At 66.3% G+C, this 17995-nt stretch carries 19 protein-coding genes; 6 read left to right on the top strand and 13 right to left on the bottom strand.

Annotated features, from left to right (window positions below):
- A partial coding sequence (locus AB7E35_RS13645) for an amidase (RefSeq protein ID WP_428167747.1) occupies positions 1–605 on the top strand: 605 nt, incomplete at its 5' end.
- A gap of 2 nt (positions 606–607) precedes the next feature.
- On the top strand, positions 608–2053 hold the full coding sequence (gatB, locus tag AB7E35_RS13640; protein WP_428163790.1) for an Asp-tRNA(Asn)/Glu-tRNA(Gln) amidotransferase subunit GatB: 1446 nt from the start codon (positions 608–610) through the stop codon (positions 2051–2053).
- A gap of 112 nt (positions 2054–2165) precedes the next feature.
- Here gatB and AB7E35_RS13635 read toward each other — a convergent pair whose 3' ends face one another.
- Together AB7E35_RS13635 and pyrE are read right to left on the bottom strand one after the other, a co-directional pair.
- A complete protein-coding gene (locus AB7E35_RS13635; RefSeq protein WP_428163789.1) occupies positions 2166–2867 on the bottom strand; it encodes a DUF4124 domain-containing protein in 702 nt (233 codons plus the stop codon).
- Positions 2868–2890: 23 nt separating this feature from the next.
- A complete protein-coding gene (gene pyrE, locus AB7E35_RS13630) occupies positions 2891–3601 on the bottom strand; it encodes an orotate phosphoribosyltransferase (RefSeq protein ID WP_428163788.1) in 711 nt (236 codons plus the stop codon).
- 10 nt (positions 3602–3611) lie between these two features.
- On the opposite strand from pyrE, the gene AB7E35_RS13625 reads away from it, so the two are divergent.
- Positions 3612–4415 (top strand): exodeoxyribonuclease III, encoded by an 804-nt coding sequence (locus AB7E35_RS13625; protein ID WP_428167749.1) that lies wholly within the window; start codon positions 3612–3614, stop codon positions 4413–4415.
- Positions 4416–4450: 35 nt separating this feature from the next.
- Entirely contained in the window at positions 4451–6382 is a 1932-nt protein-coding gene (locus tag AB7E35_RS13620; RefSeq protein WP_428167746.1) for a GspE/PulE family protein, read from the top strand.
- A 44-nt stretch (positions 6383–6426) separates the two neighbouring features.
- Here AB7E35_RS13620 and AB7E35_RS13615 read toward each other — a convergent pair whose 3' ends face one another.
- Genes AB7E35_RS13615 through AB7E35_RS13605 form a run of 3 tightly spaced genes read right to left on the bottom strand, consistent with a single transcriptional unit; the run spans position 6427 to position 9442 of the window.
- Entirely contained in the window at positions 6427–7467 is a 1041-nt protein-coding gene (locus AB7E35_RS13615) for a phosphotransferase (RefSeq protein WP_428167745.1), read from the bottom strand.
- On the bottom strand, positions 7464–8240 hold the full coding sequence (locus tag AB7E35_RS13610; RefSeq protein WP_428163785.1) for an SDR family NAD(P)-dependent oxidoreductase: 777 nt from the start codon (positions 8238–8240) through the stop codon (positions 7464–7466). Before AB7E35_RS13610 ends, AB7E35_RS13615 begins: the two co-directional genes overlap by 4 nt.
- A 2-nt stretch (positions 8241–8242) precedes the next feature.
- Positions 8243–9442 carry an acyl-CoA dehydrogenase family protein gene (locus AB7E35_RS13605; RefSeq protein ID WP_428167744.1) on the bottom strand — a complete coding sequence of 400 codons (1200 nt, stop codon included), beginning with the start codon at positions 9440–9442 and terminating at the stop codon, positions 8243–8245.
- 124 nt (positions 9443–9566) lie between these two features.
- Here AB7E35_RS13605 and AB7E35_RS13600 point away from each other — a divergent pair, with 124 nt between their 5' ends.
- Positions 9567–10265: a GntR family transcriptional regulator gene (locus AB7E35_RS13600; RefSeq protein ID WP_196994569.1), complete on the top strand. Its 699-nt coding sequence runs from the start codon at positions 9567–9569 to the stop codon at positions 10263–10265.
- Positions 10266–10367: 102 nt separating this feature from the next.
- The gene (locus tag AB7E35_RS13595; protein ID WP_428167743.1) at positions 10368–11006 is read left to right on the top strand and encodes an MBL fold metallo-hydrolase; all 639 of its coding nucleotides are present in this window, start codon (positions 10368–10370) and stop codon (positions 11004–11006) included.
- Between the two features lie 75 nt (positions 11007–11081).
- Here the strand turns inward: AB7E35_RS13595 and AB7E35_RS13590 are convergent, their stop codons facing one another.
- The 8 genes from AB7E35_RS13590 to AB7E35_RS13555 form a co-directional block, all read right to left on the bottom strand.
- On the bottom strand, positions 11082–11273 hold the full coding sequence (locus tag AB7E35_RS13590; protein ID WP_428167742.1) for a 2-hydroxymuconate tautomerase: 192 nt from the start codon (positions 11271–11273) through the stop codon (positions 11082–11084).
- A gap of 19 nt (positions 11274–11292) precedes the next feature.
- Entirely contained in the window at positions 11293–12276 is a 984-nt protein-coding gene (locus AB7E35_RS13585) for a Bug family tripartite tricarboxylate transporter substrate binding protein (RefSeq protein ID WP_428167741.1), read from the bottom strand.
- Between the two features lie 59 nt (positions 12277–12335).
- The gene (gene dmpH / locus AB7E35_RS13580) at positions 12336–13124 is read right to left on the bottom strand and encodes a 2-oxo-3-hexenedioate decarboxylase (RefSeq protein WP_428167740.1); all 789 of its coding nucleotides are present in this window, start codon (positions 13122–13124) and stop codon (positions 12336–12338) included.
- A 14-nt stretch (positions 13125–13138) separates the two neighbouring features.
- The gene (gene dmpG, locus AB7E35_RS13575; RefSeq protein WP_428167739.1) at positions 13139–14167 is read right to left on the bottom strand and encodes a 4-hydroxy-2-oxovalerate aldolase; all 1029 of its coding nucleotides are present in this window, start codon (positions 14165–14167) and stop codon (positions 13139–13141) included.
- 21 nt (positions 14168–14188) lie between these two features.
- Positions 14189–15097 (bottom strand): acetaldehyde dehydrogenase (acetylating), encoded by a 909-nt coding sequence (locus tag AB7E35_RS13570; protein ID WP_011803689.1) that lies wholly within the window; start codon positions 15095–15097, stop codon positions 14189–14191.
- 14 nt (positions 15098–15111) lie between these two features.
- Positions 15112–15894 (bottom strand): 2-oxopent-4-enoate hydratase, encoded by a 783-nt coding sequence (gene dmpE / locus AB7E35_RS13565; protein WP_428167748.1) that lies wholly within the window; start codon positions 15892–15894, stop codon positions 15112–15114.
- A gap of 42 nt (positions 15895–15936) precedes the next feature.
- Positions 15937–16803, bottom strand: coding sequence for an alpha/beta fold hydrolase (locus AB7E35_RS13560; protein ID WP_032490125.1), 867 nt, complete (start codon positions 16801–16803; stop codon positions 15937–15939).
- Positions 16804–16876: 73 nt separating this feature from the next.
- Positions 16877–17995 (bottom strand): 2-hydroxymuconic semialdehyde dehydrogenase (locus tag AB7E35_RS13555; RefSeq protein WP_428167738.1); only part of this gene is annotated, 1119 nt, incomplete at its 5' end.

Genomic DNA, 17995 nt, shown 5'->3' with positions numbered 1-17995 from the left:
ACGAAAAGCTGGGGGCCAGGCTGGTGCCCATCAGCCTGCCGCGCACCGAGCTGTCGATCCCGGTGTACTACATCATCGCGCCGGCCGAGGCGTCGTCCAACCTGAGCCGCTTTGACGGCGTGAAGTTCGGCTACCGCGCCAAGGACTACACCGACCTGGTGGACATGTACAAAAAGACGCGTGCCCAGGGCTTTGGCGATGAGGTCAAGCGCCGCATCATGACCGGCACCTACGTGCTCTCGCATGGCTACTACGACGCCTACTATCTGCAGGCGCAAAAAATCCGCCGCATGATCGCTGAAGACTTCCAGCAAGCCTTCCAAAGCTGCGACCTGATCGCCGGCCCGGTATCGCCCAGCGTGGCCTGGAAGCTCGGCGAGCATCGCAGCGACCCGCTGGCCGACTACCTGGCCGACATCTTCACCCTGCCCGCCTCGCTGGCCGGACTGCCCGGCATGAGCGTGCCGGCGGGCTTTGGCGCGCACGGCATGCCCGTGGGCCTGCAGCTCATCGGCAACTACTTCAGCGAAGCGCGCCTGCTCAATGCCGCGCACCGCCTGCAGCAGGCGACCGACTTTCACCTTCGCCAGCCCACAGGCCTGTGAATATGACCAGCAAACTCATCCACGGCTACGAAGTCGTCATCGGCTTCGAGACCCACGCCCAGCTCGCCACCCACAGCAAGATCTTCAGCCGCGCCAGCACCGCCTTTGGCGCCGAGCCCAACACCCAGGCCTGCGCCGTCGATCTCGCGCTGCCCGGCACCCTGCCGGTGATGAACCGCGAGGCCGTGGCCTGCGCTATCAAATTGGGACTGGCCCTGGGCTCCCACATTGCGCCAGAGAGCATTTTTGCCCGCAAGAATTACTTCTACCCCGACCTGCCCAAGGGCTACCAGATCAGCCAGTTCGAGATTCCGGTGGTGCAAGGCGGCGAGGTGTCGTTCTTTCTGGGCGACGAGAAGAAATCAGTGCGCCTGGTGCGCGCCCACCTGGAAGAGGACGCCGGCAAGTCGCTGCACGAGGACTTCATCGGCCAGTCCGGCATCGACCTGAACCGCGCGGGCACGCCGCTGCTGGAGATCGTGACCGAGCCCGACATGCGCAGCAGCGAAGAGGCCGTGGCCTACGCCCGCGAGCTGCACAAGATCGTCACCTGGATCGGCATCTGCGACGGCAACATGCAAGAGGGCAGCTTCCGCTGCGACGCCAACGTCTCGGTGCGCAAGCCCGGCCAGCCCCTGGGCACGCGCCGCGAGATCAAGAACCTGAACAGCTTCAAGAACATGCAGCAGGCGATCGACTACGAGATCCGCTGGCAGATCGAGCAGCTGGAAGACGGCCACGCCATCAGTCAGGCCACCGTGCTGTTCGACCCCGACACGGGCGAAACACGCGCCATGCGCAGCAAGGAAGACTCGGCCGACTACCGGTATTTCCCCGATCCCGACCTGCCGCCGCTGCGGATCGCCGCCCCATGGATCGACGAGATCAAGGCCCGCATGCCCGAGCTGCCGCGCGCCATGGCCGCGCGCTTCGTGCAGCAGTACGGCCTGCCCGAGTACGACGCCACCACCCTCACGCAAAGCCAGGCCATGGCGGCCTATTTCGAGGATGCGGCCAAAGGCTGCGGCCAGCCCAAACTGGCCAGCAACTGGGTGATGGGCGAGATCTCGCGCCGCCTGAACCAGGAAGAAATCGGCATGGACGCTGTGAAGGTCAGCAGCCGGCAGCTGGCCGCGCTGATCGGCCGCATCCAGGATGCCACCATCAGCAACAACGCCGCCAGGCAGGTGTTTGACGCGCTGTGGACCGGTGAAGGCAGCGATGTGGACGCCGTGATCGACGCCAAGGGCCTGCGGCAGATTCAAGATACCGGCGCGCTGGAGGCAATCATCGACGAGGTGATTGCCGCCAACCCCGCCAACGTCGAGCAGTACAAGGCCGGCAAGGACAAAGCCTTCAACGCCCTGGTGGGCCAGGTCATGAAGGCCAGCAAGGGCAAGGCCAACCCCCAGCAAGTCAATGATCTTTTGAAGGCCAAATTGGCCTGAAGCCCGCTCAAATCAAGCGCTAGCTGCTATCAAAATGAAAGCTCCCCAGTTGGGGAGCTTTTTCTTTGGCCGCTTTGGCCCGCTGTGCCCGGTATGCTGCGGCCGCTGCCGGTCAGCGCCCCTCGCTGGACGACGGCGCGACGGGCGATGCCCCGGCCCGCTGCGCCGCCCACAGCTGACGCAGCTGGGCCAGCTCGGCGTCAAAGCGCTGGTGGATGCGGCGCTTTTCCTGGTCTTGCGTGGTCAGAAAGCGCAGTTGCTCGTCCATGGCCTGGTCGTTTTCGGCCAGTTGGCGCTGCAGCTTCAGGGGCGCCTTGGCGGGGTTGCGCTGGTAGAACTCCAGCTCGGCGTCGATGCGCTTGCGCTCGGTTTGCAGGTCCGCAATGCGCTTGCGGGCCACGGCGATCACCTGGTCCACCTGGGTGATGGCCGACTCGCGTTCGTTCAGGTGCGCGGCTTCGTCGGGGTAGCGCGCCATCAGCACGCGCTCGCGGCGGCGCTCTTCGGCAATGCGCGCGCGCTCCTGGGCTTCTTTGCGGCGCTGCGCCTCCAGGGCTGCGCGCTCATGGTCGGTCAGCGTGGGGCCGATGCGTCGGCGCTCGGTGCCGGTGTGATCCAGGATGCGCTGCTCGCGGTCCACGCAGTCGGCAATGGGGCGGTCGGCCGTGATGCGCCGGCCGCTTTTGTCGATGCAGGTGTAGACCTCTTGCACGGGTTTGCCAGACTGCGCCCAGGCCGGGGCCACGCCCAACGCTGCGATGGCAGCCCATGCCATGAACCAGCCCGCGTGTCGTGTGCCTGCTTTCAAACCCATACCCCTTTGCTGCTTTCGCCGCGTCAGTCGTTCACACCGTAGCGCTGGCGATAGGCCAGCACGCGCTCGTGGTGCTGGTGCATTTGCGCATCACCACCGCTTGCCGATAGGTATTGCAATAAGTCTGCCAGCCTGGCGATAGTACAGACCTGCATGCCCAGTTCGCGGCGCACGTACTGCACGGCGCTGTGCTCCACGTCCTGGCCGTTTTCGGTGGCCTTTTCCTGGCGGTCCAGCGCAATGGCGATGGCGTGCGGCGTGGCGCCCGCGGCGCGGATCAGCGCGATGGACTCGCGCGCGGCGGTGCCCGCGCTCATCACGTCGTCGATGATGAGCACCCTGCCCCGCAGGGGCGCGCCCACCAGCGTGCCGCCCTCGCCGTGGTCCTTGGCCTCTTTGCGGTTGTAGGCAAAGGGCACGTTTTTACCCAGGCGCGCCAGTTCGACGGCCACGGTGGCCGCCAGCGGGATGCCCTTGTACGCGGGGCCGAAAACCATGTCGAACTCGATGCCGCTGGCCAGCAGGGCCTGTGCATAAAATTGCGCCAGCTGCCCCAGCTTGGCGCCGTCGTCAAACAGGCCAGCGTTGAAGAAATACGGGCTCATGCGGCCTGCCTTGGTCTTGAATTCACCAAAGCGCAGCACTCCTGAATCCACAGCAAATCGCACGAAATCCTGCGCCAGGCGGGCCGGGTTCAATCCTTGCTCCACTGTCTGCGCGCTGTCTGTCACCATGGATACATCCTTGTTCAAATTAACCAGTCTCAACCTCAATGGCATTCGCTCGGCCGCGTCCAAGGGGGTCGAGGAATGGATCGCCCAAAACCGGCCGGATTGTATTTGCGTGCAGGAGCTCAAGGCCCAGTCGGCCGACATGCAAGGGCGCTTCGAAGAACTCGCCGGGCTGAAGGGTCACTTTCATTTTGCGGCCAAGAAGGGCTACTCCGGCGTGGGCATCTACGCGCGCCATGAACCCAGCGATGTGGTCATCGGGTATGGCTCCAGCGAGTTCGACCTGGAGGGCCGCTATGTCGAGCTGCGCTTTGACACGCCGGCGCGCCGCCTGTCGATCATCAGCGCCTACTTCCCCAGCGGCTCGTCGGGCGAGGAGCGCCAGCAGGCCAAGTTTCGCTTTCTTGATGAATTCCGCCCGCACTTGATGCGTCTGAAAGCCGAACGCGAGTTCATCTTGTGCGGCGACATCAACATCGCCCATCAGCAGATCGACCTGAAGAACTGGCGCAGCAACCAGAAAAACAGTGGTTTTCTGCCCGAAGAACGGGCCTGGATGACAAATTTGTTGCACACATCTGACGCTGGTGGCGGCCTGGTGGACGTTTACCGTCAACTGCAACCGCAGACGACGGACGCCTGCTACACATGGTGGAGCAATCGCGGCCAGGCCTACGCCAACAACGTGGGGTGGCGGCTGGACTACCATCTGGCAACCCCCGCCATCGCTGCGCTGGCACGCACCGAAGAGATCTACAAAGGTCGAAAGTTCAGCGACCATGCACCCGTCACCATCGGCTACGAATGGATGCCGTAACATCACAAAACGTTACAGCCCCCCAGATTTGTGCAATGGATCCCTGCCTGCAAAGTTCTGCGCCCGGCCTTTATTTTGAACCGCGCACCGCGCAAGAGGTGTGGCAGCTGGCCAACTCCTCGCACCCTGCCGTGGGCAAGGCCCAGCACCTGGGCGAGGCCCTGGTCAACGCGGGCCTGATACGGCCTGACGATCTGCAGCATGCCCTGCAGCGCCAGCGCGATGAGCGCCAGCTGGGCGCCCTGCCGCTGGTGGGCCAGATTCTGGTGGAAGAAGGGCTTTTGACCCAGGACGCACTGCGCCAGGCCATCGCTGCATGGCTGGGCGAATACGTGGTGCACCCCGGCCACCTGCAGCCGGACCCAGTGGCGCTGGCCCTGGTGCCGCGTTCCGTGGCCGAGCGCGAGTCGGTGCTGCCGCTGGTGGCGCGCGAAGATGCGCTGGTGCTGCTGATGTCCGACCCGCACGACCGCGCGCTGCTCGACGAGCTGCGCTTTCTCAGCCAGCGCCGCGTGCTGGCGCTGCAGGCGGCGCCCGGCTCGCTGATGCCTGCCATTGCCCGGGCCTACAGCGCGCCCGCAGGCGACAGCCCGTCGCAGGCAGGCGCGGCGCCGCGCAACGGCCACGCGCTGGCCGCGCGGCCCAGCTCGCAGCAGCTGGCCAGCGACCTGCGCAGCACCGTGCCGGACACCGACGCCGCCACGGCCAGCGTGGTCACCGAGTCCGACAACACCCTGGTGCGGCTGATCAATTCCATCATCGACGAGGCCATTGCCCACCGCGCATCCGACATCCACATCGAGACCGAGCCCGCACCCGGCAACGTGCGGGTGCGTCTGCGCGTCGATGGCGATCTGGTGCCCTACCTGGAGTTGCCTGCACGCTTTCGTTATGCCATGGTGGCGCGCCTGAAGATCATGGCCGACCTGGACATCTCGGAGCACCGCAAGCCCCAGGACGGCAAGATCGACTTCGCCCGCTTCGGCGGGCCGCCCGTGGAGCTGCGCGTGGTCACCGTGCCCACCTCGCATGGGCTGGAGGACGTGGTGCTGCGCCTGCTGGCGGGCGCCAAGCCGCTGCCGCTGGATGCCATCGGCCTGACCCCGGCCAACCTGCAGGCGCTGCGCGACACCGTCAAGAAGCCTTACGGGCTGGTGCTGGTGGTGGGCCCCACCGGCTGCGGCAAGACCACCACGCTGCATTCGGTGATCCGCGACATCAACACGGCCAACCGCAAGATCTGGACGGCCGAGGATCCTATCGAGATCACGCAAAGCGGCCTGCGCCAGGTACAGGTGAACGCCCGCATCGGCTGGACCTTTGCCAACGCCATGCGCACCTTTTTGCGCGCCGACCCCGACGTGATCATGATCGGCGAGATGCGCGACGAGGAGACCGCGCGCATCGCCATTCAGGCCTCGCTGACCGGGCACCTGGTGCTGTCCACGCTGCACACCAACTCCGCGCCCGAAAGCGTGGCCCGGCTGCTGGAAATGGGGCTGGATCCGTTCAACTTTTCTGACTCGCTGCTCGCCATACTGGCGCAGCGCCTGGTGCGGCGGCTGTGCACGCATTGCCGCACACCCGCCATCGCCAGCGACGAGCAGTTGCAGGCCCTGGCGTCGCAATACCTGGATAGCAGCGCATCCAACTGCCCCGAGGCGTGCACCGCGCTGGTCGCGCGCTGGCGCAAGGACTATGGCCGGGCCGACGGCCAGGTCACGCTGTGGCAGCGCCGGGGCTGCAGCGAGTGCGACTCCAGCGGCTACCACGGGCGCCTTGGCATCCACGAGCTGATGCTCAGCGGCGAAGCCATCCGCCAGCAGATACGCCACCGCGCATCGGCCGCGGACATTCGTCATGCGGCCCTGAGCGCAGGCATGAAAACCCTGCGCCAGGACGGCATCGAGAAGGTGCTGCAGGGCCTGACGGAGCTGCAGGAAGTGTCGGCGGCCACCAACCAATGACCCTGCGGGCTCACCCCGCAACCACCGCCCTTAGCGCTGCCCCATTAGCGCCGCCCCGCCATGTAACGCTGCGCGGCCTGCCAGCCCAGCTCGGCCAGCGGGCCGGCCTTGGCGCCGGTCTCCACCGCATCTGCCGATGCCGCGTTGCCGTCTTGCGCGCGCTGCGCGATGCCGTGCAGGATGGCCGCCATGCGAAACAGGTTGTAGGCCAGGTAGTAGTCCCACTCGCCGGCCGCGTCGCGCCCGGTGGCCGCGGTGTACCAGCCTGCGTATTCCTGCTCCGACGGGATGCCCAGCGCCGCCAGGTCCAGCCCGCCAATGCCGCGCCACAGCGCCGGCGGAATGCGCCAGGACATGCACTGGTAGGACAGGTCGGCCAGCGGGTGGCCCAGGGTGGACAGCTCCCAGTCCAGCACGCCGATCACGCGCGGCTCGGTGGGGTGAAAGACCAGGTTGTCCAGCCGGTAGTCGCCGTGCACCAGCGTGGTCTCGTCGCCTGCGGGCAGGTGCTCGGGCAGCCAGTCCATCAGGCGGTGCATGGCCTCGTTCATGGGCACGGTGGATTCGCGGCACTGGCGCGACCAGCGGGCGATCTGCCGGCCCACGTAGTTGCCCACCTTGCCGAAGTCGCCCAGCCCCACCGCGACATAGTCCACGGCGTGCAGCGCGGCAATCACGCGGCTCATGTCGCGGTAGATGGCGCCGCGCTCTGCAGGCTGCATGCCGGGCAGGGACTGGTCCATGAAGACCCGGCCCTGCAGGAACTCCATCACGTAGAACGGTGTGCCCAGCAACGCCGAGTCGTCGCAGTAATGCAGCATGCGCGGCACCGGCACAGCGGTGTCCTGCAGGGCGCGCATCACGCGGTATTCGCGGTCGATAGCGTGGGCGGATGCGATCAGCGGCCCGTCGGGCTTTTTGCGCAGCACGTACTGGCGCCCATCGTCGGTGGTCAAGCGGTAGGTGGGGTTGGATTGTCCGCCCGCCAGCACCGTTGCGGTCAGCGGGCCCGCGCCCGCCAGGCCCTGCGCGCGCAGGTAGTCGCCCAGGGCGTCCAGCGGCAGATGGGTCACTGCGCCGGTCATAGCGAACTCACCAGGTGCGCGCCGTCCACGGCCACGGTGGCGCCGGACATGGCGGCGCCCGCGTCGCTGGCCAGCAGCAGCAGCGGGCCGTCCAGGTCGCTCAGCTCGCCAAAGCGGCGGCTGGGGATGCGGCTGCGCAGCTTGTCGCCCGCCTCGCTGGCCAGAAAGTCGCGATTGAGGTCGGTCACCACATAGCCGGGCAGCAGCGCGTTCACGCGGATGCGGTGGCGCGCCAGCTCCAGCGCCATGGCCTTGGTGGCCTGGATCACGCCGGCTTTCGATATGGCATAGGGTGCCACGCCGCCCGCCACGCGCTCGCCCAATATGGACGCCACGTTGACGACTGAGCCGCCCTTGCCCGCCGCCACCATGCGGCGCGCGGCCTCGGTGGCCACCAGCCAGCAGCCCTTGAGGTTGGTGTCCAGCACCTGGTCGAAGTCGGCCTCGGTCTGCTCCAGCAGGGGGCGCGTCACGGTCACGCCGGCGTTGTTGATGACCACGTCGGGCACGCCCCAGTCGGCCAGATCATCGAAGCAGGCGCGCACGCTGGCGCTGTCGGTCACGTCCAGCGCGCAGGCCCGCGCCTGGCCGCCTGCGGCGTTGATGTCGTCCACCGTGCCCTGCAGCTTGTCGGTGCGGCGCGCCGCCAACGCCACCTGGGCGCCCTGCGCCGCCAGCAGGCGGGCAAAGTGCTGCCCCAGCCCGCTGGAGGCGCCGGTCACCAGCACGCGCTTGCCGTTCAGGCGAAAGCGTTGCATCACGTCGTTGTCCATGCTCAAGCCCCTCCTTCGTGCAGCAGTTCGGCCTCGGCCTTTTCGGCCATGTGCACCAGCTTGCGCGCCATGCTCCAGCGGTGCACCTCGCTCGGGCCGTCGTAGATGCGAAACGCGCGCATGTCGGTGAAGATGCGCATCACGGGCGTCTCGCCCGTCACGCCCTGGCCGCCCAGAATCTGCACGCTGCGATCCACCACGCGCCATTCGGCCTCGGAGCAGACCACCTTGGCGCGGCTGGACTCAAAGTTGCACTTCTCGCCCTGGTCCAGCAGCCACGCCGTGTGCCAGATGTGCAGCCGCGCGGTGTGCATGTCCATGTCGTTGTCGGCCAGCATGTAGCCCACGCCCTCGTGTTCGGCCAGCGGCTTGCCGAAGGCGTGGCGCTTGCGGGCGTATGCCAGCGCCGTGTCGTGCGCGCGGCGTGCCTGGCCCAGCCAGCGCATGCAGTGCGTCAGTCGCGCGGGCGCCAGGCGCACCTGGGCGTAGCGAAAGCCCTTGCCGATCTCGCCCAGCACATCGCTGGCGGGCACGCGCAGGTTGTCAAAGCGCAGCACGCCGTGGCCGCCTGTAAAGCAGCTGTCCATGGCGTCCATGTTGCGCTCCAGCACGATGCCGGGCCGGCCCATGTCGGTCAGGAACATGGTGGCTGATCCGTCCTCCATGCGCGCCATGATGATGGCGTAGTGCGCGCCTTCGGCACCGGTGATGAACCATTTGCGGCCGTTGATCACGTAGTCGTCACCGTCGCGCACCGCCGTGGTGGCCAGCATGGACGGATCGGCCCCGGCGCCGGGCGCGGGCTCGGTCATGGCAAAGCATGAGCGCCACTGCCCCGCCACCTGGCCGCGCAGCCAGCGCTCTTTTTGCGCGGGCGTGGCCACCTCTTCCATCAGGTGGATGTTGCCTTCGTCCGGCGCATGGATGTTGAGCGCCGTGGGGCCCAGCCAGGAGTAGCCCGCCTCTTCAAACACCACGGCCTTGGCGACATGCGACAGCCCCAGCCCGCCCATGTCGCGCGAGGCGTGGGGCGTGAGCAGCCCGGCCGCCCGGGCTCGCGCCACCAGCTCGTTGCGCAGCGCCTCATCGGGGCCGTGGTGCGACTGGCGCCCGTCGTTTTCCAGCGGAATCACCTGTTCGGCGATGAATTGCCGCACCTTGTCGCGCAAGGCGAGCAGCTCGGGGGAGAGGGAAAAGTCCATGCAGGGCCTCTTTGAAATGAAGCGCCAGAACGCCTGGCGCGTTGCAGATGATATTGTCAGACAATATTGGAAACAAGCCCTGTCACGCTGTGATAATGTTTGTCCTCCTTCCTGCCGCCCGCCCATGTTGCCCACCCTGCCGCCCGAGCCCGCTGACGACGCTCCCGAAATCGCCCCCGTGACCGCCGCCGACGCGGTGTTCCACGGCATCGTGCAGGGGCTGGCGCAGCAGCGCCTGGTGCCCGGGCAGCGGCTGGTCGAGGTGGATCTGGCCGCGCAGTTCGGCGTCAGCCGCGCGTCGGTGCGCGAGGCACTGCAGCGCCTGGCCGCGCAGGGACTGGTCGATTTGCACCGCAACAAGGGCGCCGCCATACGCAGCCTTTCGGCGCAAGAAACGCTGGAAGTATTGGACGTGGCCGAGCGCATGACCGGCCTGCTGGCGCGCAGCGCGGCGCGGGCGATTGCCGCGGGAGCACCGACCGCCCCCATCGAGGCGGCGCTACAGCAACTGCACGAAGCCGACCGCAGCCAGGATGCAGACCGCTTTGCCAGCGCCCGACGCGCCTTGTACCGCGCGCTGCTGGCCACCAGCGGCAGCCGCGAGCTGCGCCGCCTGCTGCCCTCCATCCACATGCCCATCGTCTATGCCCAGCACCGCCCCGCCACGCTGCAGCAGGTGCGCATGCGCGACTACCAGGCCATGTGCCAGGCCATCCTGGCCGGTGACGCAGCCGCGGCCGACGCCGCCGGCATGCAGCATGTGCGCAATGTGCGCGAGGCCATCGCACCCGCGCTGCAGGCGGACGACATGCGTTTTGCATGAAATATGCCTCCAGCGCTTGTTTAACAAGCGCTGGCAGCTATTGTTTTTGAATAAGCAACGCGCCGCAGCGCCGACGATCCGCAGCCGCGCGACAATCGCCGCATGCTGCAATACCACACCGTCCCCGTCACCCCGTTCCAGCAGAACTGCTCCCTCGTCTGGTGCGACCAGACCCAGGATGCCGCGGTCATCGACCCCGGCGGCGACCTGGATGTGCTGCTGGCCGAAGCGCAGCGCCTGGGCCTGCACCTGAAGGCCATCTGGCTCACGCACGCGCACATTGACCACGCGGGCGGCACGGGCGAGCTGGCGCAGCGGCTGCAACTGCCCATCATGGGCCCGCATGAGGGCGATCAATACTGGATTGACGGCCTGGCGCAGCAAAGCGTCATGTTCGGCTTTGCGCCGGCGCTGCCCTTCACGCCCACACGCTGGCTGCATGACAGCGACACCGTCACCATTGGCCACGAGACGTTGAGCGTGCGCCACTGCCCCGGACACACCCCCGGCCATGTGGTGTTCCACGCGCCGCAGATCGACCGGGCCTTTGTGGGCGACGTGCTGTTTGCCGGCAGCATCGGCCGCACCGACTTTCCGGGCGGCAACCACCAGCAGCTGATCAACAGCATCACCCAGCGGCTGTGGCCCATGGGCGACCAGACGGTGTTCATTCCCGGCCACGGGCCGGAAAGCACCTTTGGGCGCGAGCGGCGCAGCAACCCCTACGTGGGCAATACCTGAATCAATTCACTATTAATTCAATAGCTTGCAACGCTTGCTGGATAAGCGCTGCAAGCTATTTTGGCTACAAGGCGCTTACCGTCCCAGTTCCTTGGCGCTGACGCCGGCGATGCCCCAGTTTTCTTTGGGAACATCGTGGATCCAGACGCGCACGTTGGCGGGCGGCGCGCCCACGGCATCGACCAGGGCCTGGGTCACCTTTTCGATGACGGCCTTTTTCTGCTCCTCGGTGCGGTCTTCGATCATGTAAATCTGGGCAAAAGGCATGTGCGTGACTCCTGGGAAATCAATCAAGTTGCAGCCCAAGGCTGCGGATCAGGGGGCTCCAACGCTCGTTCTCGGCGCGGATGAACTGCGCAAACTGCTGCGGCGTATTGCTGCGCAGATTGGCGTGGATGGACTGGAAGGCCGCCTGCACCTCGGGCGTCTGCGTGCCGGCCGCCCAGGCCTGGGCCAGCCGGTCGGCCATGGACGCCGGCATCGCGGCGGGTGCTATCAGGCCAAACCAGTTTTCCACGACAAAGCCCGGGTAACCGGACTCGGCCACCGTGGGCACGTCGGGCAGCGCCGGGGCGCGCTGCGGCGAAGTCACGGCAATGGCGCGCAGCTTGCCCGCTTTGATGTGCTGGAAGGTGGTCACCAGCGAGCTTTCCATGCTCAGCATGACGTTGCCTGAAATCAGGTCGGGCACGATCTGGCTGGAGCCCTTGTAGGGCACATGGGTCAGCGCGATTTCGGCGCGCTTTTGCAGCAGCTCCGCCGCCAGGTGGTTGCCGGTGCCCACGCCGGAGGTGGCGTACAGCAACTTGCCTGGGTTGGCCTTGGCATAGGCCACCATGCCGGCCAGATCGGTAAAGGGCGCGCGCGGATTGGCCACGATGACGTTGGGGGTCGTGCCGACCAGCGAGATGGCCTGCAAGTCCTTTTCGACGTTGAAGGGCAGCTTGGCATAGAGATACGGCGAGATGGCCAGGCTGCTGATGGCCGCGATGCCTAGGGTGTAGCCGTCCGGCGCGGCCTTGGCCACCGCGTCGGTGCCGATGTTGCCGCCCGCCCCGGCCTTGTTCTCCACCACGAACTGCTGACCCAGCTTGTCGCCCATGGCCTTGGCGGCCGTGCGGCCCATGATGTCGGTCGGCCCGCCGGGCGGGAAGGGCACGATCAGGCGCACGGGCTTGGTCGGGTAGGCCGACTGCGCCCAGGCGGCGCCAGGCACGGTTGCGCCCAGGGCTGCCAGCGCGCCTGCGGTCATGAAATCACGTCGTTGCATGCACTATCTCCGGTGGTCGTTCTCGTTGTCGTTGTGTCAAAAAGGGCCGGCGCAGCCCATCAGGCAAAGCGCAGCGAGACGCTGCCCATACCCTGCACGCGCAGGCAGACGCTGTCGCCCGCGGCCACGGCCACGGCTTCGGTGGCGCCGCCCGACAGAATCAGGCTGCCGGCCGGGATCTCCTGGCCGCGGCGGCCCAGGTGGTTGGCCAGCATGGCAATGGCCGCTGCGGGGTGACCCAGCACGGCAGCGCCAGCGCCCAGAGCGACGGGCTCGCCGTTTTTCTCCAGCACGATGCCCACGGTGCGCAGATCCACGTCTTCGGGGCGCATCGCGCGCCCGCCGACCACGAAGCGCGAGGCCGAGGTGTTGTCGGCCACCACGCTCTTGAGGTCGAATTTGAAGTCGCGGTAACGGCTGTCGATGACTTCAATGCCCGGCATCACAAAATCGGTGGCTGCCAGCACTGCGCCAATGTGGCAGCCGGGGCCTTTTAGGGCGTGTTTGAGGACGAAGGCGATTTCGGGTTCTACCTTGGGGTGAATCAGTTCGGCGGTGTTCACGGTGGCCCCTTCGGAGACCACGTATTCATCGACCAGGAAGCCGAACACCGGGTCGGTCACGCCCATCTGGCGCATCTTGGCGTGCGAGGTCAGGCCCGCCTTCAGGCCCACCACGCGCGCGCCGCGTGCCAGTTTGCGCGCCAGGATGGCGTCCTGAATGGCGTAGGCGTCGTCCCAGTCCATGTCGGGATGGGCGTCGGTGATCTTGGGGGTGTCTTTCGTCTGCAGCTGGCAGTTTTCCAGGTGCTCGGCCAGCTGTGCGATGGTGTCTTGTGCGAGTGCCATAGGTGTAGCTCCAATCAGGCGTTGACGGTCAGGCCGCGTGCGCGCGCCATGGTGAGGGCGGTGTCTTCGATCATGTCTTCCTGGCCGCCGACCATGCCGCGGCGGCCCAGCTCGACCAGCAGGTCGCGCGCGGGAATGCCGTATTTCTTTTCGGCGCGCTTGGCAAACAGCAGGAAGCTGCCGTACACGCCGGCGTAGCCCAGCGTGAGCGCATCGCGGTCGATGCGGATGGGGAAGTCCATCAGCGGCACCACCAGGTCTTCGGCCACGTCCTGGATCTTCCAGACATCGACACCGGTGGCTATGCCCATGCGGTCGAGCACGGCCACCAGCACTTCCAGCGGCGTGTTGCCCGCACCGGCGCCCAGACCTGCAGCGGCGGCGTCAATGCGGTTGGCGCCCGCATGGATGGCGGCGATCGAGTTGGCCACGCCCATGGCCAGGTTGTGGTGGCCGTGAAAGCCCAGCTCGGTCTCGGGCTTCAGGGCGGCGCGCACGGCGGCAATGCGCTCGGTCACCTGATCGGGCAGCAGGTAGCCGGCCGAATCAGTCACGTAGATGCAGTTGGCGCCATAGCCTTCCATCAGCCTGGCCTGCTTGACCAGACCGGCCGCGTCGTTCATGTGCGCCATCATCAAGAAGCCCACCGTGTCCATGTCCAGCTTGCGCGCCATGGTGATGTGCTGCTCGCTCACGTCAGCCTCGGTGCAGTGCGTGGCCACGCGGATGGTGTGCACGCCCAGGCCGTGGGCCATCTTCAGGTGGTCCACGGTGCCAATGCCCGGCAGCAGCAGCGCCGAGACCTTGGCCTGCTTCATCAGCGGAATCACGGTGCCCAGGTATTCCTCGTCGCTGTGCGCGGGAAAGCCGTAGTTGACCGACGCGCCGCCCAGGCCGTCGCCGTGGGTCACTTCAATCAGCGGCACGCCCGCGGCATCCAGGCCTTGGGCGACGGACTTCATCTGCTCCAGCGTCATCAGGTGGCGCTTGGGGTGCATGCCGTCGCGCAGCGTCATGTCGTGCAGGGTGATCTTTTGTGTCATGGTGGGGTACTCCTGTGCGCTTCAGGCAGCTTGCAAGGTGAGCTTGCCGGCCAGAATTTCTTCGGCAAACATTTCGGCGGTGCGGGCGGCAGCGGCGGTCATGATGTCCAGGTTGCCGGCGTACTTGGGCAGGTAGTCGCCCAGGCCTTCGACTTCCAGGAAGACCGAGACGCGGTTGCCGTCAAACACCGGGCCGTTGACCAGCTTGTAGCCGGGCACGTACTTTTGCACCTCGGCCAGCATGTCGTGGATGCTCCTGGTGATGGCTTCCTTGTCGGGCTCGCCCTCGACCAGGCAGTGCACTGTGTCGCGCATGATCAGCGGTGGATCGGCCGGGTTGATGATGATGATGGCCTTGCCCTTTTGGGCGCCGCCCACTTTTTCGATGGCACCGGCGGTGGTGCGGGTGAACTCGTCGATGTTCTTGCGCGTGCCGGGGCCTGCCGAGCGGCTGGACACAGTCGCCACGATCTCGCCATACGCCACGGGCTGCACACGGCTCACCGCTGCCACCATGGGGATGGTGGCCTGGCCACCGCAGGTGACCATGTTCACGTTCATCTCGGCCTTGCCGACGTGCTCCTTCAGGTTGACGGGCGGCACGCAGAACGGGCCGATGGCCGCAGGCGTGAGGTCGATCATGAGCGCGCCCTGCGCGTTCACCTTGCGCGAGTTCTCGGCATGCACATAGGCGCTGGTGGCGTCGAAGACGATCTGCACGCCGTCAGCCTTCATATGCGGAATCAACCCGTCCACGCCTTCGTGGGTGGTCTTGATGCCCATTTCACGGGCGCGCTTGAGGCCATCGGATTCGGGGTCGATGCCCACCATCCACACGGGCTCCAGCACGGGGCTACGCTGCAGCTTGGCCAGCAGATCGGTGCCAATGTTGCCGGGCCCAATCAGGGCGCACTTGATTTTCTGGGTCATGGGAGTTCCTTGTGTCAGATGAAGCGAACGGAGCAGCCGCCAATGCCGCCGATGGTCACGCGCAGGTTGTCGCCAGCAGTCACCGGCACCATGATCCCGAGCGAGCCCGACAGGATCACCTCGCCGGCCTCCAGCGCGATGCCGTGCGCGCCCAGCGTGTTGGCCAGCCAGGCCACCGCATTGGCCGGGTGGCCCAGGGCTGCGGCGCCCGCGCCGGTGGCAACGATGTCGCCGTTTTTCTCCAGCACCATGCCGCAGGTGCCCAGGTCCACGTCGCGCGGGTCCACCAGGCGGTCGCCCAGCACGAACACGCCGCAGCTGGCGTTGTCAGCCACGGTGTCTTGAATCTTGATTTTCCAGTCGCGGATGCGCGAATCCACGATTTCAAAGCAGGCCATCACGCCCTCGGTGGCGGCCAGCACGTCGGCCGCCGTCACGCCGGGGCCCTTGAGGGTTTTCTTCAGCACGAAGGCAATCTCGCCCTCGGCCTTGGGTTGGATCAGCGTGTTGGCGGGCACGGCCTCGCCTTCGTTGAACACCATGCCGTCGGTGAGCCAGCCAAAGTCGGGCTGGAACACGCCCAGCATGTTCATCACGGCCTGGCTGGTCACGCCAATTTTCTTGCCGACCACTTTTTCACCAGCGGCCAAGCGGCGCGCCAGCATTTTTTGCTGGATGGCGTAGGCGTCTTCAATGGTGATGTCGGCATGGAGGTTGGTCAGCGGCTCCAGCGTTTGGCGCTGCGTCAGGGCCTGGTACAGCTCGTCGCCCAGTTGTTCGATCAAGGCAGGGGTCATGGTCATGGGGGTTCCTTTGGCGAGGGTGTTCAGAAAAGTCGTTCAGGGCCGCAGCGGCAGCGGCTCGTCGGGGTGCGCTTCAGCAAGGAAGTCGCCCACCAGGCGGGCAAAGCGCGCGGCGTGTTCAATTTGCGTCCAGTGGCCGCATTGGCCATAGACGTGCAGTTGGGAGCGCTGAATCCAGCTGGACAAGGTCAGCGAGGTGCTCAGCGGGATCACGCGGTCTTCGCGGCCATGGATGACCAGGGCTTGGTGCGGCAGGGCACGGATGTCGGCCTCGGCGCTGGCCAGGGCTTCAATCCAGCGCTGGCGCGGGGCGGGGAACATGGCGGCGAACGATTCTTGAAAGCCGGGGCGGATGCTGGCCTCAAAGCGCAGGCGCGCCAGGTCGTCGCTCATCAGGCCTTGGTCGAAGGCGAAGTAGTCCATGATGGCGCGCATGTTCTCTACCGAGGGGGTGTAGCCCCACACGGCGTCCAGCCCCTCGGTCAGGGGGAAGGAGACACCGGCACTGCCCATCAGCACCAAGCGGCGCACGCGCTCGGGGTGGGCAATGGCCAGCGCCAGCGACAGGCCGCCGCCAAACGAGTTGCCCACCAGGTCGGTGCGCTCAATGCCTAGGGCATCGAGCAGGCCCACAGCCTGGCGCACCCAGGCGTCCATGCTGTAGACAAAGCCTTGCGGGCGCTCCGAGTAGCCAAAGCCCACCATGTCGGGCGCAATCACGCGGGCGTTCTGCGCCAGCGCGGGCATCACCAGGCGCCAGTTGGCCCAGGCAGAAACACCCGGCCCCGAGCCGTGGATGAGCAGCACGGGCGCGCCCTGGCCACCACTGTCGTGGTAGTTGGTGCGAATGCCCGCTGCTTCGATGCTGTGCCCGATCTCGGGGTTGGACGATGTATTGCTCATGTGAAACTGTCTCCTTGCTATTTTTATAAGAGCTACTCGCGCTTGCCTGGCAAGCGCGAGAGGCCGATTTGGCTTAGAACTTCACCATCACGTTGCGCAGCTCGGTATAAAACTCGAGCGAGTGCACACCGCCTTCGCGGCCGATGCCCGATTGCTTGGAGCCGCCAAACGGCGTGCGCAGGTCGCGCAGGAACCAGGCGTTGATCCAGCACAGGCCCACTTCGATCTGCTGTGCCAGGCGGTTGGCGCGCGCAATGTCCTGCGTGAAGATGGCCGTGGCCAGGCCGTAGCGGTTGGCGTTGACCTTGCCCAGCACTTCCTCTTCGCTGTCGAAGGGGCTGATGTGGCAGCAGGGGCCGAAGATTTCTTCAGTGACCACGGTGGCGGTCTCGGGCAGGCCGGTCCAGATGGTGGGTTGCACCCAGGAGCCATCCTTCAGCGCGTCGGGCATGTCGGGGATGCCGCCGCCGGTGACGATGGTGGCGCCTTCGTCCTTGGCTGTCTTGTACAAGCCCAGCACCTTGGCCTGGTGCTTCTTGCTGATCAGCGGGCCAATCTTGGTGTCGTGATCAAACGGCAGGCCGGGCTTCATGGCCTCGGCGCGCTCTTTCAGGGCGGCAACCACTTTGTCGAAGATGGGGCGCTCGACGTACACGCGCTCGGTGCCCAGGCAGACCTGGCCAGCGTTTTCAAAGCACGAGCGCGTCAGCGTGTCGATGGTTACCTGGAAGTCGCAATCAGCAAACACCACGGCGGCGTTCTTGCCGCCCATTTCCAGCGACACGGGGCGCACGCCATCGGCAGCGGCCTTCATGATGGCGGTGCCGGTGCGGGTTTCGCCGGTGAAGGTAATGCCGTTCACGCCGGGGTGCTTGGTCAAAAATTCACCGGCCGAGGCAGGGCCATGGCCGTGCACCACGTTGTACACGCCCTTGGGCATGCCCACAGCGTTCATCACCTCGCCCAGCAGCGTGGCGGTGGCGGGGGTTTCTTCGCTGGGCTTGACCACCACGGTGTTGCCACAGGCCAGCGCCGGGCCCACCTTCCAGGTCATGAGCAGCAGCGGCAGGTTCCACGGGCAGACCACGGCAATCACGCCGCGCGGCACGCGCACGCCGTAGCTCAGCGCGGTCTTGCCGTCGGGCGTGCGCATGTTGAACGACTCGGTGGCCGTGCTCTTGATGGTGTCGAT

The organism is Diaphorobacter sp., from assembly GCF_050251835.1.
Classification (GTDB): domain Bacteria; phylum Pseudomonadota; class Gammaproteobacteria; order Burkholderiales; family Burkholderiaceae_C; genus JBFXIE01.
Note: the sequence above shows the minus strand (reverse complement) of the source record. Positions and strands in the feature narration are given on the sequence as shown.